The 15,624-nt window shown below is 63.9% G+C and carries 18 protein-coding genes; 9 read left to right on the forward strand and 9 right to left on the reverse strand.

What is annotated here, in order from left to right; all coding sequences use genetic code 11:
- Window positions 1–332: 332 nt before the first annotated feature.
- The 3 genes from rpsI to zapE all read right to left on the reverse strand — a co-directional run bounded on the left by rpsI (window position 333) and on the right by zapE (window position 2,644).
- Entirely contained in the window at window positions 333–725 is a 393-nt protein-coding gene (gene rpsI, locus MWN76_RS19075) for a 30S ribosomal protein S9 (protein ID WP_250464452.1), read from the reverse strand.
- Between the two features lie 14 nt (window positions 726–739).
- Complete coding sequence (gene rplM / locus MWN76_RS19080; protein WP_250464454.1) at window positions 740–1,168, reverse strand: 50S ribosomal protein L13; 429 nt, start codon at window positions 1,166–1,168, stop codon at window positions 740–742.
- A gap of 351 nt (window positions 1,169–1,519) precedes the next feature.
- Window positions 1,520–2,644, reverse strand: coding sequence for a cell division protein ZapE (zapE, locus tag MWN76_RS19085; protein ID WP_250464458.1), 1,125 nt, complete (start codon window positions 2,642–2,644; stop codon window positions 1,520–1,522).
- Window positions 2,645–2,852: 208 nt separating this feature from the next.
- On the opposite strand from zapE, the gene MWN76_RS19090 reads away from it, so the two are divergent.
- Window positions 2,853–3,299 carry a Z-ring associated ZapG family protein gene (locus tag MWN76_RS19090; protein ID WP_250464459.1) on the forward strand — a complete coding sequence of 149 codons (447 nt, stop codon included), beginning with the start codon at window positions 2,853–2,855 and terminating at the stop codon, window positions 3,297–3,299.
- 50 nt (window positions 3,300–3,349) lie between these two features.
- Here the strand turns inward: MWN76_RS19090 and sat are convergent, their stop codons facing one another.
- Entirely contained in the window at window positions 3,350–4,540 is a 1,191-nt protein-coding gene (gene sat, locus MWN76_RS19095; protein WP_250464462.1) for a sulfate adenylyltransferase, read from the reverse strand.
- Between the two features lie 204 nt (window positions 4,541–4,744).
- Here sat and MWN76_RS19100 point away from each other — a divergent pair, with 204 nt between their 5' ends.
- Together MWN76_RS19100 and MWN76_RS19105 are read left to right on the forward strand one after the other, a co-directional pair.
- Window positions 4,745–5,884, forward strand: a complete 1,140-nt coding sequence (locus tag MWN76_RS19100) for a S1C family serine protease (protein ID WP_250464464.1) — start codon at window positions 4,745–4,747, stop codon at window positions 5,882–5,884.
- A gap of 36 nt (window positions 5,885–5,920) precedes the next feature.
- The gene (locus MWN76_RS19105) at window positions 5,921–6,358 is read left to right on the forward strand and encodes a nuclear transport factor 2 family protein (protein WP_250464466.1); all 438 of its coding nucleotides are present in this window, start codon (window positions 5,921–5,923) and stop codon (window positions 6,356–6,358) included.
- A gap of 16 nt (window positions 6,359–6,374) precedes the next feature.
- Here the strand turns inward: MWN76_RS19105 and hisD are convergent, their stop codons facing one another.
- The 5 genes from hisD to MWN76_RS19130 form a co-directional block, all read right to left on the reverse strand.
- Window positions 6,375–7,700: a histidinol dehydrogenase gene (gene hisD / locus MWN76_RS19110; RefSeq protein WP_250464467.1), complete on the reverse strand. Its 1,326-nt coding sequence runs from the start codon at window positions 7,698–7,700 to the stop codon at window positions 6,375–6,377.
- Window positions 7,690–8,319 carry an ATP phosphoribosyltransferase gene (gene hisG, locus MWN76_RS19115; RefSeq protein ID WP_250464469.1) on the reverse strand — a complete coding sequence of 210 codons (630 nt, stop codon included), beginning with the start codon at window positions 8,317–8,319 and terminating at the stop codon, window positions 7,690–7,692. The genes hisD and hisG overlap by 11 nt, the downstream gene beginning before the upstream one ends.
- 78 nt (window positions 8,320–8,397) lie before the next feature.
- Window positions 8,398–9,660, reverse strand: a complete 1,263-nt coding sequence (gene murA / locus MWN76_RS19120) for a UDP-N-acetylglucosamine 1-carboxyvinyltransferase (protein ID WP_250464471.1) — start codon at window positions 9,658–9,660, stop codon at window positions 8,398–8,400.
- Window positions 9,661–9,672: 12 nt separating this feature from the next.
- Entirely contained in the window at window positions 9,673–9,906 is a 234-nt protein-coding gene (locus MWN76_RS19125; protein ID WP_250464473.1) for a BolA family protein, read from the reverse strand.
- 89 nt (window positions 9,907–9,995) lie between these two features.
- On the reverse strand, window positions 9,996–10,646 hold the full coding sequence (locus tag MWN76_RS19130; RefSeq protein ID WP_250464475.1) for an MlaC/ttg2D family ABC transporter substrate-binding protein: 651 nt from the start codon (window positions 10,644–10,646) through the stop codon (window positions 9,996–9,998).
- A gap of 242 nt (window positions 10,647–10,888) precedes the next feature.
- Here MWN76_RS19130 and MWN76_RS19135 point away from each other — a divergent pair, with 242 nt between their 5' ends.
- From MWN76_RS19135 to lptB, 6 genes are all read left to right on the forward strand, one after another.
- Window positions 10,889–11,854, forward strand: a complete 966-nt coding sequence (locus MWN76_RS19135; RefSeq protein WP_250464477.1) for a calcium/sodium antiporter — start codon at window positions 10,889–10,891, stop codon at window positions 11,852–11,854.
- Window positions 11,855–11,914: 60 nt separating this feature from the next.
- Window positions 11,915–12,886 carry a KpsF/GutQ family sugar-phosphate isomerase gene (locus MWN76_RS19140; protein WP_250464479.1) on the forward strand — a complete coding sequence of 324 codons (972 nt, stop codon included), beginning with the start codon at window positions 11,915–11,917 and terminating at the stop codon, window positions 12,884–12,886.
- A 216-nt stretch (window positions 12,887–13,102) separates the two neighbouring features.
- On the forward strand, window positions 13,103–13,657 hold the full coding sequence (locus MWN76_RS19145) for a KdsC family phosphatase (RefSeq protein ID WP_250464481.1): 555 nt from the start codon (window positions 13,103–13,105) through the stop codon (window positions 13,655–13,657).
- Window positions 13,657–14,223, forward strand: a complete 567-nt coding sequence (gene lptC, locus MWN76_RS19150) for an LPS export ABC transporter periplasmic protein LptC (RefSeq protein ID WP_250464483.1) — start codon at window positions 13,657–13,659, stop codon at window positions 14,221–14,223. Before MWN76_RS19145 ends, lptC begins: the two co-directional genes overlap by 1 nt.
- Window positions 14,210–14,752, forward strand: coding sequence for a lipopolysaccharide transport periplasmic protein LptA (gene lptA, locus MWN76_RS19155; protein ID WP_250464485.1), 543 nt, complete (start codon window positions 14,210–14,212; stop codon window positions 14,750–14,752). Before lptC ends, lptA begins: the two co-directional genes overlap by 14 nt.
- 41 nt (window positions 14,753–14,793) lie before the next feature.
- A complete protein-coding gene (gene lptB / locus MWN76_RS19160; RefSeq protein WP_250464487.1) occupies window positions 14,794–15,519 on the forward strand; it encodes an LPS export ABC transporter ATP-binding protein in 726 nt (241 codons plus the stop codon).
- Window positions 15,520–15,624: the final 105 nt, after the last annotated feature.

Raw genomic sequence — 15,624 nt, forward strand, 5'->3', positions numbered from 1 at the left:
TACCTACGGAGAAGTCCCGCCCGGCGTACTGCCGGCGCAAATAAACCCCATAAATCAAGCGGATACAAATTCGCGCAATGTTAAAGAAAATGCCAAGTTGATACAAGGCAGCGACGCAGGGAACGTCGGGAATCGCGCGTCGAACTGGCGAGAAAATAAGCAGATCTGCTCGCAGCATGCGGCCTGCGGTTAGCGGTCCATAACCCCGGCAGCACCGGGACCGACCGCCACCCGCAGCAGCCCGCACCCACAGTGCCGGGGCAATCTGCAGCGCGGGAGCCGAAAGCGGGCGAATAAAAAACCCGGCGATCGCCGGGTTTTTTGCAAGCAGCTTAACGCTTGGAGAATTGCGGTCTCTTGCGCGCTTTGCGCAGACCGATCTTCTTCCGCTCCACTGCACGGGCGTCGCGGGTCACGTAGCCCGCAGCGCGCAGCGGCTGGCGCAGCGCTTCGTCGTACTGCATCAGGGCGCGGGTCAGGCCGTGGCGGATAGCGCCCGCCTGGCCGAAGGAACCACCACCCTTGACAGTGACGTTGATGTCGAACTTGTCGACCAGGTCTGCGGATTCCAGCGGCTGACGCACGATCATGCGAGCCACTTCGCGACCGAAGTACTGGTCCAGAGAACGGCCGTTCACAGTGATTTTGCCTTCACCCTGCTCGATAAATACGCGCGCGGTGGAGGTCTTGCGGCGGCCGGTACCGTAGTATTGAGTAGTTGCCATAAGAATCTTTCCGTTTAGATCGCCAGGTCGATCGGCTGTTGCGCCGCGTGAGGATGTTCACTGCCTTTGTAGACTTTCAACTTCCTGAACATGGCGCGACCCAGCGGACCCTTCGGCAGCATGCCCTTGACGGCACTCTGGATGGTGCGCTCGGGCGCCTTGTCGATCAGCTTTTCAAAGCTGATGGACTTCAGACCACCGGGGTAGCCGGAGTGGCTGTGGTAGATCTTGTCTTTGGCTTTGTTTCCGGTAACACGAACCTTTTCCGCGTTGATCACAACGATGTAATCACCAGTGTCAACGTGGGGCGTGTACTCAGGCTTGTGCTTGCCGCGCAGACGGCGGGCGATCTCGGCGGAGATGCGACCCAGGGTCTTGTCTGCAGCGTCAACTATATACCAGTCGCGTTTGACCGCTTCCGGCTTGGCACTGTAAGTCTTCATGTTATAAAACCTGCAATAGGGCCCGCGAACCGGGCCGTCCCACAAAAGAGCGCGGATAGTACATAAGGAGTGTACGCTTTTCAAGCGATTTTGGGGTGATCCCATCAGCCAGCCACCTAAGCTGGCGCGGTGGCGGCTCCGCTACCGGGGGCGCCTTGCGGGACACGCCGTGAATCCATCCTTGGAGGCTTGTCCGCGAGGTCCCTCTCGCAGACAGTCCCGCAAGGCGCCCCCGGCATCGAAGCCTTCGCATTTAACCTCTGAGTTCTGTACCAACTGCCGATAAAATCACCATAGGTCGATGCGAAGGCCCTGCTGCCCCGAAGCCAACTTACTGCCACCCGCCCCTACTCACTCAGGCCGATGCGGCCGCGCCAGATACTCGTGCGACTGCATCTCCAGCAGCCGACTGACCGTCCGTTCAAATTCAAACTTCAGGTGCTTGCCGGCGTAGAGCTGCTCCACCGGCACCTCCGCCGAGATCACCATCTTGACGCAGCGGTCATAGAATTCGTCCACCAGGTTGATAAAGCGCCGCGCCTGGGCCTCCATGCGCTCGTCGAACTGCGGCACCTCCGCCAGCAGCACTGTGTGGTATTCCCGCGCCAGCTCGATATAGTCGTTCTGCGAGCGGGGACCGTCACAGAGATCGCTGAAATCGAACCAGGCCACATCGTCGGCCACCTTCAATGCGCGGATGCGCCGCCCCTCGATATCCAGGTCGACCCTGGTCTCGACCTCGCAGCCCTCCACGATCAGCCGCTGGAAGCTGCGTTCGAGGCTGGCGCTGGCGTCGGCGCCCAGCGGAGCGTGATAGAGCTCCGCCTTTTCCAGCGCGCGCAGGCGGTAGTCGGTGCCACCGTCGACATTGATCACCCGGGTATGCTGCTTCAACAACGCGATCGCCGGCAGGAAGCGGGCCCGCTGCAGACCGTCCCTGTACAGCCCCTCGGGCTCGATATTCGACGTCGCCACCAGCGTGACACCGCGGCGGAACAGCGCCTCCAGCAGGCCGGCCAGGATCATCGCGTCGGTGATGTCGGACACGAAAAACTCGTCAAAGCAGAGCACCCGGGTTCGCGCCGCAATCCGCTCCGCCACCTGCTCCAGCGGATTCTTCTCGCCCGCCAGGTCCTTCAGCTCGCGGTGCACCTCGCGCATGAAACGGTGGAAATGTGTGCGCTGTTTCTGTGCAAACGGCAGCGCCTCGTAGAAGGCATCCATCAGGTAGGTCTTGCCGCGCCCCACCCCGCCCCAGAAATAGAGGCCGCATTCGGGCTGCGCCGCACCACGCCAGAAGCCGCGGATCCTTCCCCACAGGCCGCCCCTGCCGCCCGCCGACAACAGGCGCTCGTACAGATCCTGCAACGCTTCGACGGCTGCGGCCTGCGCCGGGTCGGCGACAAAATCCGGGTGCTGCAGATCGCGCTGGTAGCGCTCTGCGGGCGATAGCAACGAAGGGCTGGCTGGCGACATGACTGGCTGGAAAAACCGACTGACTGCTGTGAAGGGCGCCACTCTACCAAAATCGAGCGCCGTTTTCGCCAGACCGGAAAGACCGGCGCCTGCGCGCATCCTTCCGCCCTTTAAGCTCTTCTATGTCCGGTCCGGGGTAGAATTGAGTATACTGTTCTCACCGTCACGGATGGTCGGTGCAATATTCACTGTCGAGGAGGATGTATTCGTGCACTCAACATCGGTTTTGATTCTGGTCGGCATTCTCGGCCTGGCCCTGGGCGCCCTGCTGGCTTTCCTGGCTGTGCGCGGCCGCAAAAACGTCGACCGCACCCAGGAACTGGAGCTGCGCCTGCGCGAAGCCAACAACAAGCTGGAGGACTTCCAGCTGCAGGTCAACGAGCACTTTGACCAGACTTCCCAGCTGGTTCACAACCTGACCGAGAGCTATCGCGAAGTTCACGAATACCTGGCCAACAGCGCGATGCGCCTCTCCAGCCAGGATATCGGCCGCCAGATGCTGGAGGCCGGCAGCGGCAAGCTGAGCGATAACGACGAGAGCCTGAAAAAGGTCACGCCGCCGCGGGACTGGGCCCCGAAAGAGCCGGGCGCCAAGGGCACCCTGGACGAGGACTTCGGCCTGGATGAAGAGCCGCTGGTCTCAAACAACAAATAACAGAACCCCGAAAAAACAAAGGCCGGCATATCTGCCGGCCTTTTTTATGGTCACTGCTTCTGGTAGTAGTCCATCAGGATCTGCGCCACTTCCGGGCGCGAGAACTCCGGCGGCGGCGCGATGCCGTCACCCAGCATCTGGCGCACCTTGGTGCCGGACAGCAGGATAAAGTCCTCTTTGGTGTGATCCGGCACATCGCGCATCATCACCACCTTATTCAACTTCTTTGAGTAGGCCGTATGGTCCGCGCGGAAGATCTCGATCTCCAGCGCCCCCTCCGGAACCTTCTCATCGAAGATGGCCTGCGCATCGAAAGCGCCGTAGTAATCGCCCACACCGGCGTGGTCGCGGCCCACGATCAGGTGGCTGCAGCCGCAGTTCTGGCGGAAGACCGCGTGCAGTACCGCTTCGCGCGGGCCCGCGTAGAGCATGTCGAAACCGTAGCCGGTCACCATTACGGTGTTGGCCGGGAAATACAGTTCCACCATCTTGCGGATGGAGGCATCGCGCACCGGTGCCGGGATATCGCCCGGCTTCAGCTGGCCCAGCAGCATGTGGATCAGCACACCATCCGCATCCACACCCTCCAGCGCCATTTTGCACAGCTCCTCGTGGGCGCGGTGCATCGGGTTGCGGGTCTGGAAGGCCACCACCTTGTTCCAGCCGCGCTCGGCGAACTCGTGGCGGATCTCCACCGCGGTGCGGAAGGTGTCCGGGAAGTCGTTCTGGAAATAGCTGAAGTTCAGCACCTCGATGGCACCGGAGATCAGTTTGCGGCCGGTGGACTTGAAGGTCGCCACGCCCGGGTGCTTCTCGTCCAGGGTGCCGAACACCTGTTCGGCCATGGTATCCAGCTGCTCGTCGGAGACAGTCTCGATCGCCTCCACATCCATGATCGCCAGCACCGGGTTGCCCTCGACGTTCGGGTCGCGCAGGGCGATACGCGAGGCGCCCTCGATGGCACTGGTGTCCTCCACCATGTTCACCACCGGCACCGGCCAGAAGAGGCCATCCTTGGTGCGCAGGCTCTCGGAGACACTCAGCGCATCCGCCAGGTTCATGTAACCGTGCAGCGGATTGAAGTAGCCCGCCCCCAGCATCACGGCATTGGCCGCCGCAGCGGAGCTGACGACGATGGACGGCAGCGATTCCGCCTCGTGCATCAGCTGGTGATGTCGTTCACTGTCGTAGACGAAACGGGGCTGCAGCTCCATGCTGCCGTGCGGACGAACCAGGGACATAGAGGTCTCCAAATACTGATTGCTAGGGATCTTGGAATTTTGGACCCGCCATTATACGGATCTGGCGCCGATGACCAACGCCCCTGCCCGGCAGGCTTTACCGGGCACCTGGCCGCAGGTGACACGACCGCGCCAATCCCGGCTCACAACCGCCGACCAATACCGCCTGCGCGTGTATAATGCGCGCAAATTGAGGAGTTGCGAGTGTCACCGAAACAGATTCTGCAAGACTGGGCCGCGCCGGCAGTCATCGGGCTGGCCGTGGCCGGCGCCCTGCTGCTGTTCTTCCCCCAACTGCGCGGCGGACCCGGCACCCCGGAGGCCGACGAGTGGCAGGGGCCGGTTTCCTATGCGCGGGCGGTCAGCCTGGCCGGCCCGGCCGTGGTCAACATCTATACCCGCCAGGCGGTACCCCAGCGGCGCCACCCGCTGTTCAACGACCCCCTGTTCCGCCACCTGTTCGACAACATGAACGTGCCCCAGCGGGAGCGCATGCAGTCCAACCTCGGCTCCGGCGTCATCGTCAGCGACGACGGCTATATCCTGACCAACCACCACGTCGTGGACCAGGCGGAGGCCATCGTCGTGCTGCTGGCGGATGGCCGCGAGGCCCAGGCGCAACTGGTGGGCTCGGACGCGGATTTTGACCTGGCGGTACTCAAGATCGACTTGCCCAACCTGACCACCATCGAAGTGGGCGATCCGGAGCGAACCCAGGTGGGCGACGTGGTGCTCGCCATCGGCAACCCGTTCGGCGTCGGCCAGACAGTGACCCAGGGCATCATCAGCGCCACCGGCCGCTACCTGGAGAACAGCGGTACCGGCAGCTACCTGCAGAACTTCCTGCAGACGGACGCGGCGGTAAACCCCGGCAACTCCGGCGGCGCCCTGGTGGACGCCCGCGGCCGGCTGCTCGGCATCAACACCTCGATACTGAACCAGAGCGGCTACTCCGGCGGTATCAGCTTTGCCATACCGGCCAATATCGCCTTCAAGGTGATGCAGGACATCATCGAATTCGGTCGCGTGGTGCCAGGCTGGCTGGGCATCGAGGCCAGCGCGGTAACACCGCAGCTGGCGCGCGCCTTCGACCTGGGCAGCAGCAACGGCGTCATCATCACCGCCATCTACGACCAAGGTCCGGCCTTCGACGCAGGGCTGAAACCGGGCGATGTCATCACCCATATCGACGGCCTGCCGATCAACGACGGCAAGCGCGGTGTCGCCGCCATGGCGACACTGCGCCCGGGCGATACGGTTTCCATCACCTTTGTGCGCAAAGGCGAAACACAGACCGTGTCGGCAACGGTATCGGAGAAACCGCGGCCCCAGCGGCAGAGCTGAGCCGCGGGCTGTCACGACAATAAAACAGGGGGAATCGTGCGCACGCTGATCATTGCCAGCCTGCTACTCTGCGCCGCGGCGGCCAGCGCCGACAGTGGCGACCGCGAACAGCTTGCAAGTCTGCTAAACAGGTTTCTCGCCGGCGCCGCCGACGATGTGTCGGTCCACCGGCGCTTCTGGGCCGAGGACCTGATCTACACCAGCTCCTCCGGCCAGCGTTTCGGCAAGGCGGAGATCCTGCGGGGATTTGCAAGCGGCGGCGAGCCGGTGGCGACAAGCTATCGCGCCGAGGATATCGATATCCGCCTGTTCGGGGATACCGCGGTGGTGGCCTTCCGGCTGGTGGGCGACGACCGGAGCTCGAACAAACCGGTGACCAACAACTACTTCAACACCGGCACCTTCGTAAAACGCGACGGCCAGTGGCGCGCGGTAGCCTGGCAGGCGACCAGGATTCCGGTCGACACCGACTGATTCCGGCCCGTCCCTTTTACTTTTCTTTTACCCGGTACCCGGCCGAACGGGCGTGGGCCTCGAGTCCCTCGCCGCGGGCCAGGGTGCCGGCGACGCGCCCCAACCGGTCCGCACCCTCGGGCGAACAGTAGATGATCGAACTGCGCTTCTGGAAATCGTATACCCCGAGCGGCGAGGAGAAGCGGGCCGTACCGCTGGTGGGCAGCACGTGGTTGGGGCCGGCACAGTAGTCGCCCAGCGCCTCCGCGGTATGGCGCCCGAGAAAAATGGCACCCGCATGGCGGATCTGCGGCAGGTATTTTTCCGGCGCCTCCACCGAAACCTCCAGATGCTCCGGTGCGATGCGGTTACTGACTGCGATCGCGTCCTCGATGGAATCCACCCGTACCAGCGCGCCGCGGTCCTGCAGCGAGCGACCGGCGATATCCCGGCGCGGCAGATCCCCCAGCAGCTTTTCCAGGGACGCGGCCACCGCATCGATAAATGCGGTATCCGGGCTCAACAGGATGGACTGCGCCTGCTGGTCGTGCTCCGCCTGGGACAGCAGGTCCATGGCGATCCAGTCCGGATCCGTTTTGCCGTCGCAGATCACCAGGATTTCCGAGGGGCCGGCAATCATATCGATGGCCACGCGGCCGAACACGGCGCGCTTGGCCGCGGCGACGAAGATATTGCCGGGGCCGACGATCTTGTCCACCCGCCGGATACTGTCCGTGCCGCAGGCCAGTGCCGCCACCGCCTGCGCGCCGCCGACGGTGAAGACCCGGTCGACACCGGCAATTGCAGCGGCCGCCAGCACCAGGTCATTCAACTGGCCGTCCGGGGCCGGCACCACCATGGTAATGGAGTCGACACCGGCCACGCTGGCCGGAATGGCATTCATCAGTACCGAGGACGGATAGCTGGCCTTGCCGCCGGGCACATAGATACCGACCCGCTCCATGGGCGCGATCTGCTGCCCCAGCACGGTGCCGTCCGCCTCGCGGTACTGCCAGGATTCCTGCAACTGGTGGCGGTGGTAGTCGCGAATGCGGCCCGCGGCCGCCTCCAGCGCGGTGCGCTCCGCTGCGGGGATGCGTTCCAGAGCCGCCTGCAGGTCCACCTGCGACAGGCTGAAATCCGCTGCACTGCGCAGCTCGCGGCGATCGAAACGGTTGGTGTACTCGATCACCGCATCGTCCCCGCGCTCGCGCACCTGTTGCAGTATTTCCGCAACCGTGGCCTCGACCTGCGTATCGGCGACGGACTCCCAGGCCAGCAGCTCGTCGAGCTGGCGGTCGAAATCCGTATCGCGACTGTCTAACCGGCGAATATTGATCATGGCTGGATGGCTACTGCTCATTGACTGCTGCGGCGAGTTTTTCGATCAGGGCGTCGATCGGCCGATACTTCATTTTCATCGACGCCTTGTTCACGATCAGGCGGCTGCTGATCGGGGCGATGGTCTCCCGCGCCTCGAGGCCGTTGGCCTTCAGGGTATTGCCGGTATCGACGATATCGACGATCTCGTCGGCCAGGTCCATCAGCGGCGCCAGCTCCATGGCGCCGTAGAGCTTGATGATATCCGCCTGGCGCCCCTGGGCCGCATAGTAGCGCTTGGCGCTGTGCACAAACTTGGTCGCCACCTTGATGCGCCCCCGCGGCAACTCGGCCCCCTTGATGCCGGCGGTCATCAGGCGGCAGCGGGCAATACCGAGATCCAGTGGCTCGTAGATACCGTCGGCACTGTGCTCGAGCAATGTGTCCTTGCCGGCCACGCCCAGGTCGGCGGCGCCGTGCTGGACATAAGTGGGCACATCCACCCCGCGCAGGATCAACAGGCGCACGCCCTCCCGGTTGGTGGGGAATATCAGCTTGCGGCTCCTGGAAATATCCTCCAGCGGTTCCAGCCCCGCGGCGGCGAGCAGCGGCAGGGTTTCCTTGAGGATTCTCCCCTTGGTCAGGGCAATGGTGATTTGCATGGCGATTATCGTTTTATCGATTTGGCGGCGCGACGGGCGCGCCGCCCGGGAATTGAAACGGCCCCGCAGGGCCCGGGCTCAACCGGCAGTCCGGCGGATATTCGCCCCCAGTTGCTGCAGCTTCTCCTCGATACACTCGTAACCGCGATCGATATGGTAGATACGATCCACCACCGTGGTGCCCTCGGCCACCATGCCGGCGATCACCAGGCTGGCGGAGGCGCGCAGGTCCGACGCCATCACCGGCGCCCCCTTGAGCTGCTCCACCCCGGTGACAATCGCGGTATTGCCCTCCAGCAGGATATCGGCGCCCATGCGGTTCAGTTCGTGCACCTGGATCAGGCGGTTCTCGAAGATGGTCTCGACCACCGCGCCCTTGCCCTCGGCCACCGCGTTCATGGCCATAAACTGGGATTGCATATCGGTGGGAAACGCCGGATAGGGCGCGGTGCGGAAGCTGACCGCCTTCGGCCGGTTGCCCTTCATGTCCAGCTCGATCCAGTCGTCGCCGGTGGAGATATGCGCACCGGCCTCCTCGAACTTGACCATGACCGCGTCGAGGATGTCGGCGCGGGTGTGGGTCAGGCGCACCTTGCCGCGCGCCGCCGCAGCGGCGGCCAGGAAGGTGCCGGTCTCGATGCGGTCCGGCATCACGGAAAAAGTGCAGGGATTCAGGCGCGGTACACCGTGTACCCGCAGCGTATCGGTGCCGACCCCTTCGATCTGCGCGCCCATGGCGATCAGGAACTCCGCCAGGTCGACGATTTCCGGTTCGCGCGCGGCGTTGTGCAGCACTGTGGTGCCCTCGGCCAGCGCCGCGGCCATCAACAGGTTCTCGGTGCCGCCCACGGTCACCTTTTCCATCACGATATTGGCGCCCTTCAGGCGGCCGTTGCAGCGCGCGCGGATAAAGCCCTCGTCGATGGTGATCTCCGCGCCCATGGCTTCCAGGCCCTTGAGGTGGATATCCACCGGGCGGCTGCCGATGGCGCAGCCGCCGGGAAAGGACACATTGGCGACACCGTGGCGCGCCAGCAGCGGCCCCAGCACCAGGATGGACGCGCGCATGGTCTTCACCAGCTCGTAGGGCGCAGTGAGGTCGTTGACCGAGCGCGGATCGATCTCCACCCCCAGCTTCTCGTCGACGGTGACCTCACAGCCCATGCACCGCAACAGGGTGATCATGGTGGTGATATCGTTCAGGTGCGGCAGGTTGTGGATATGCACCGGGCCATCCGCCAGCAGCGCGGCGGCCAGGATCGGCAGCGCGGCGTTTTTCGCGCCGGAGATTTTCAGCGTGCCGGAAATGGGGCTACCGCCCTCGATAATCAGCTTGTCCATTCAGTCGGGGCCTTAGTGTCCGGCTTCTTCCGGGGTGAGCGTCTGCATCTGAACCGCGTGCAGGGTGCCGTCGGCGATCTTTTCGCCCAGCGCCGCGTAAACCAGCTGCTGTTTCTTGAGGCGAGTCAGGCCGTTGAAGGCACTGCTCACCACGGTGACCATCAGATGACTGCCCTCGAAGGCGACATCGGCGTGGCTGTCGGGAATATGCCCCTCGATCAGGGCCTTGATTTCTTCTGGTTGCATAGGTGGGAAGTGCGTTGTTGGATTGAAAACAGCGCGCAAGTGTACTGGAAACCGGCGGGCCGCGCAGCCTCGGCGGCCCGCCGCACAGATCAGCCCACCTGGTCGGCGACGCGATCCGAGGACCAGTTGGCGATCACCTTGTCGAGATCGCCGTGCGTCTGCATGGACTGGGCGAACTGGCTGCGGAACGTCTTGCCCAGGTTGACGCCATTGAGGATCACATTGATCAGCTTCCACTGGCCGGCGCGGTTGCGCACCAGGGTATAGGAAACCTTGGTGACCCCCTCTTTACTGCGCACTTCCTGCAACACATTGACCCGGTTGCCACTCGGCGCCGAACCCGGGTTGACCACTCGCACGTCCATATCGCCGAAGGTGGCGACACCGCGGGCAAAGGTGGAAATCAGGTCCTGGCGGAATGCCTTGGAGAAGCGCGCGCGCTGCGCTGCCGTGGCCTGCTTGGCATAGCGGCCCATGACGCCCCGCGCGATGAAGTCAAAATCCACCACCGGCGTCAGCACACTTTCCACCTCGCTGAAGTAGCGCTGCGGATCGGAATTCATGTACTGGGCGTTTGTGCGAATGACACCCAGCAGGTTCTGGGACACCCCCTCGATCATCGTATAAGGGTTCTCGGCCGCGCTGGCAAAAGGCGCCCAGGCGGAAACCATCAGCGCACAGGCGGCAACCTTGACCCACTGCATGAGGCCCCTGCGGCCCCCGTTCATCGATGTATTCACAACTCATCTCCCATTGGTAAATCGATCCTTGGACGCCCATGGCGTACAAAAGTGCCATGGTGCCGCCGCCACTCGCGGTTGCGGACCGCAAAAGACTTCCCCCGATCGTCCGTTAATCGCTGGAGCTGACAGCGGCGGCGCCAGACTATACCATGGCCGCGCCCCATGATGCGGCGACGCGTCGCAAGCACGCCGTGATCCGTCGCACCGGAAGGCCTTTTTACTCCCAATAAGAGGTTAGCATGTCGGAAGTGTGGCTGGCGGCGCTGGCGGTCGTGGCGGGATTTGCCGGCCTGGTCTGGAGTGCCGACCGCTTTGTCGCCGGCAGTGCGGCGCTCGCGCAGCGTCTGGGCCTGTCCAAACTGGTCATCGGTCTCACCATCGTCTCCCTCGGCACCTCCGCACCGGAAATCATGGTCGCCGTCAGTGCCGGGCTGCGCGGCGCCGGCGAACTGGCCGTCGGCAACGCCATCGGTTCCAACCTGGCCAATATCGGCCTGGTGCTCGGCGCCACCGCGCTGATCGCCCCGCTGCCCGTCCAGCGCCACCTGATCGGCCAGGAGATCCCGCTGCTGCTGGTAGTGACGGCCCTGGCCGGTTTCATGTTGCGCGATGCGCGCCTGACCGCGGTCGAGAGCCTGATCCTGCTGGGCCTGCTGGTGCCCCTGCTGTGGCTGACGGTGCGCTACAAGAAACGCCACCACGGCGAGGAAGAGGAAGATGTCGAAATCCGCGACTACAGCCGCTTCCGCGCCACCGCCTGGTTCCTGGCCGGACTCGCCGCGCTGCTGGCCAGCTCGGAGATCCTGGTCTGGGGGGCGCAACACCTGGCCACGGCGGCCGGTGTCAGCCCGCTGGTCATCGGCCTCACGGTGGTGGCGGTAGGCACCAGCCTGCCAGAACTGGCGGCATCGATCGCCAGCGCCCTGCGCGGCCACTACGACCTGGCCCTGGGCAATATCATCGGCTCCAATGTATTCAATATACTCGCGGTCATGTCCGTACCGGGTATCATTCACACCCTGGAAATGGAGCAGGCCGTTTTCTCCCGCGACTACCTGGCGATGCTGGCCATGACATTGCTGCTGGTAGCGGCGATCTCAGCCAGCCTGTGGCGCCGCCCCGTCGGTGCGCATCTCGGCCGGCGCCTGGGCGCGCTGCTGCTGGCCTGTTACGCGGCCTACTACTGGCTGCTGTTTCACCACTGACAGCGAACCCGCGGAAGCTCCTGCACTCTCAAACCAAGAACCTGACACCAGAGTAACCGAATGACCCAAGACCTGATTCTGCAAGCGGGCCGGCGCACCGTACTGATGGAAACGGAAGCCGTGGCCGCGCTGGAACACCGTATCGACGGAGCTTTCAAGCGCGCCTGCGAACTGATCCTGCAGTGCCGCGGCCGCGCCATCGTCACCGGCATGGGCAAATCCGGCCATATCGGCCGCAAGATCGCCGCCACCCTGGCGAGCACCGGCACCCCCAGCTTCTTCGTGCACCCGGGCGAGGCCAGCCACGGCGACCTGGGTATGATCACCCGCGACGACCTGGTAATCGCCATCTCCAACTCCGGCTCCTCCGCCGAGGTGCTGACCCTGCTGCCGCTGCTGAAGCGCCTCGGCGTCCCGATGATCAGCATGGCCGGCAAGGCGGACTCGCCGCTGGCACAGGCGGCGGATGTCCACCTGGACATCTCGGTGGAAACCGAGGCCTGCCCGCTGGGCCTGGCGCCGACCTCCTCCACCACCGTCACCCTGGTGATGGGCGACGCCCTGGCGGTAGCACTGCTGGAGGCCCGCGGCTTTACCGCCGAGGATTTTGCCTTCTCACATCCCGGCGGCGCCCTGGGGCGACGGCTGCTGCTGAAAGTGGAAGATGTAATGCACGCCGGCGACGAATTGCCGCAGGTGGCACCACGGACGCTGCTGTCCCAGGCCCTGCTGGAAATGACCAGCAAGGGCTTCGGCATGACCACCGTGGTCGACGATAAAGGCTCCCTGCTGGGGGTATTCACCGACGGCGACCTGCGCCGGGTCATCGACCACAAGGTGGAACTGGACAAAGCTACCATGGAAGAAGTGATGAGCCGCCGCCCGAAAACGGTATCCAGCGAAACCCTGGCCGCCGAGGCACTGCGGATCATGGAGGACAACAAAATCACCGCGCTGGTGGTCGAGGACGACGCGCGCCACCCGGTCGGGCTGCTGCATATGCACGATATACTGCGGGCCGGGGTGATTTGATTGCCGGGACTCGGGACTCGGGACTCGGGACTCGGGACTCGGGACTCGGGACTCGGGACTCCAGGTAGGGTGTGCCGTGCGCACCGCCAGGTTAACGGTGCGCCCTACGATTTGAAAGAATACCGAAGCTCAAAGCAAAGACGCCGCTGCCGCCCCACAACCGACTTACGGGCACCGCGCCCCCGAACTGCGAAAGGAATATCTGAAGGACAGACTGTGACTGCAACAGAAGAACAACTGAACCAGGCGCTGAAAAAAGTGCGCTGGCTGGTACTGGACGTCGACGGCGTACTGACCGACGGCCGCCTCTATTTCGACAACAACGGCAACGAACTGAAAACCTTTCACACCCTGGATGGCCACGGCATCAAGATGCTGCAGAAATCCGGTGTGCAGGTGGCCATCATCACCGGCCGCCGCAGCAATGTGGTGGAGCGCCGCGCGCACGACCTGGGTGTCCGCAAGCTGATCCAGGGCCGTGAGGACAAATTTGCCGCCCTGGAGGAACTGCTCGGCGACGAGAGCTGCCGCCTCGAGGATATCGCCTACGTCGGCGACGACTACCCCGACCTGCTGGTAATGACCCGTATCGGCTGCCCCATCTCGGTTCCCAATGCGGCGCCGCCGGTGCGGGAGCGCGCCCTGTGGATCACCGACACCCGCGGTGGCGAGGGCGCCGTGCGGGAAGTGTGCGACCGCATCATGCAGGCACAGGGCAGCTTCGACGCCGCACTCGCCCCCTACCTGGCCACCGGTGAAGGAGAACACTGATGCGCAGCTGGCTGCCTCTGGTCATCGTGGTCGCGCTGATCAGCGCCGGACTCTGGTTTGCCGAGAGCGAACCGGAACAGCTGATGGGCAAGCGCCCCACGCCCCAGCAGCAGGACCGGGCCGCCGACCTGGTGATCCGCGACGCGCGCACCCGGCACTTCAACACCGGCGGCACCCTCGCCTACCGCGTGGACGCCGAACGTATCACCTTCTTCCAGTTCGCCCGCCGCGACCGCGCCGACCTGACCGAACCGCGTATACTCTTTTACCAGGAAGACAGCCCCAAGTGGCGCACCGAATCCCGCACCGGGGTCGCGCACAACAACGGGCAGCGCGTGGTCCTGAAAGGCGATGTCGTCATCAATGAACTGCCGGAACCGGGTGGCATCCGCCTGGATACCCAGAGCATAACCATCAAACCGCGCGAGGAATACGCCGAGACGGACAAAATTGTTACCATTACCGCCGGCCCCAACCGCACCCAGGGCAGAGGCCTGCGCGCTTTCCTGAAGGAAGACCGGGTGGAAATCCTCTCCGAGGTACAGAGTAGCTATGAAACCGATTGAATTTCTGCGGCCCCTCGCCGCCGCCGTCGCGCTGGCCCTCAGCGCGCAGGTCGCCGCCCTGCCGGACGACCGCAGCCAGCCGATCAAAGTGCAGGCGAAAAAACTCGAGGCCAACCGCGGCGAAAACCTGTCCGTCTACAGCGGCGACGTGGTCATCACCCAGGGTTCCCTGCAGATTCGCGCCGATCGCGTGGAAGTCCACGGCAACGAAGCCGGCGAAATCAACCGCGTGGTGGCCATCGGCAAACCGGCGCATTTCCAGCAGCAGGTGCAACAGAGCCAGAATCCGGTCAAGGCCCGCGCCCGGCGCATCGAATTCACCGTCGCCTCGGATGAACTGCACCTCACCGGCGACGCCCACGTCGACCGCGATGGCAACACCCTGACGGCGGAAAAAATCGATTACGACCTCACCAGCGAACAGATGCAGGCCCACGGCCAGTCCGGCGACGGCCGCGTGGAAATGATCTGGAAGCCGGAAAAGAAAACGACGGAACAGCAGTCGGCCAACGACGGGCAAAACCAGTAACATAGAGCGGCCGCCGTCGCAGAATTGATTCGGAACACACTATGCCAACGCTGAAAGCGTTACATCTCGCCAAGCAGTACAAAAAGCGCAAGGTCGTACAGGACGTTTCCGTCAGCGTCACCAGTGGCCAGATCGTCGGCCTGCTGGGCCCCAACGGTGCCGGCAAGACCACCTGCTTCTATATGATCGCCGGCCTGGTGCAGGCGGACGCCGGCCAGGTGATGATCGACAACGAGGACATCACCTGCCTGCCGATGCACGGCCGCGCCCGCAAGGGCATCGGCTACCTGCCGCAGGAGGCCTCGGTGTTCCGCCGCCTGTCGGTGCGCGACAATATTCTCGCCATCCTGGAGACCCGCAAAGACCTGTCCCGCGACGAGCGCCGGGCCCGGGTGCAGGAACTGCTGAACGAGTTCAATATCACCCATATCGAGAACAGCCCCGGTATGGCGCTGTCCGGTGGCGAGCGCCGCCGGGTGGAGATCGCCCGCGCCCTGGCCACCGACCCGGCCTTCGTGCTGCTGGATGAACCCTTCGCCGGCGTCGACCCCATCTCGGTCAACGATATCAAGCAGATAGTCCGCCACCTGCGCGACCGCGGTATCGGCGTGCTGATCACCGATCACAATGTGCGCGAGACGCTGGATATCTGCGAGACCGCCTATATCGTCAGCGAGGGCCACATCATCGCCTCCGGCACACCCACCGAGGTGCTGAACAACCAGCAGGTGCGCGAAGTCTACCTGGGCCACGAATTTACCATCTGACGCCACAGGCGGAGCGCTGGCCGCGACCGGGACACGCGTCTTCGGCACACTTATTGCTTGTAATCGTCCCGACAGAGGGTTAGTCTGCAACCTCCTTGATATGCA

The organism is Microbulbifer litoralis, from assembly GCF_023634065.1.
GTDB classification, from domain to species: Bacteria; Pseudomonadota; Gammaproteobacteria; order Pseudomonadales; family Cellvibrionaceae; genus Microbulbifer; species Microbulbifer litoralis.

Bases quoted from the DNA above. Each gene is read 5' to 3' on its own strand.
- MWN76_RS19140 (WP_250464479.1), top strand. From the start codon at position 11,915: ATGACCCAAGACCTGATTCTGCAAGCGGGCCGGCGCACCGTACTGATG.
- MWN76_RS19125 (WP_250464473.1), bottom strand. From the start codon at position 9,906: ATGCAACCAGAAGAAATCAAGGCCCTGATCGAGGGGCATATTCCCGAC.
- hisG (WP_250464469.1), bottom strand. From the start codon at position 8,319: ATGCAAATCACCATTGCCCTGACCAAGGGGAGAATCCTCAAGGAAACC.
- MWN76_RS19135 (WP_250464477.1), top strand. From the start codon at position 10,889: ATGTCGGAAGTGTGGCTGGCGGCGCTGGCGGTCGTGGCGGGATTTGCC.
- sat (WP_250464462.1), bottom strand. From the start codon at position 4,540: ATGTCCCTGGTTCGTCCGCACGGCAGCATGGAGCTGCAGCCCCGTTTC.
- rplM (WP_250464454.1), bottom strand. From the start codon at position 1,168: ATGAAGACTTACAGTGCCAAGCCGGAAGCGGTCAAACGCGACTGGTAT.
- lptA (WP_250464485.1), top strand. From the start codon at position 14,210: ATGAAACCGATTGAATTTCTGCGGCCCCTCGCCGCCGCCGTCGCGCTG.
- murA (WP_250464471.1), bottom strand. From the start codon at position 9,660: ATGGACAAGCTGATTATCGAGGGCGGTAGCCCCATTTCCGGCACGCTG.
- lptB (WP_250464487.1), top strand. From the start codon at position 14,794: ATGCCAACGCTGAAAGCGTTACATCTCGCCAAGCAGTACAAAAAGCGC.
- lptC (WP_250464483.1), top strand. From the start codon at position 13,657: ATGCGCAGCTGGCTGCCTCTGGTCATCGTGGTCGCGCTGATCAGCGCC.
- rpsI (WP_250464452.1), bottom strand. From the start codon at position 725: ATGGCAACTACTCAATACTACGGTACCGGCCGCCGCAAGACCTCCACC.
- hisD (WP_250464467.1), bottom strand. From the start codon at position 7,700: ATGAGCAGTAGCCATCCAGCCATGATCAATATTCGCCGGTTAGACAGT.
- zapE (WP_250464458.1), bottom strand. From the start codon at position 2,644: ATGTCGCCAGCCAGCCCTTCGTTGCTATCGCCCGCAGAGCGCTACCAG.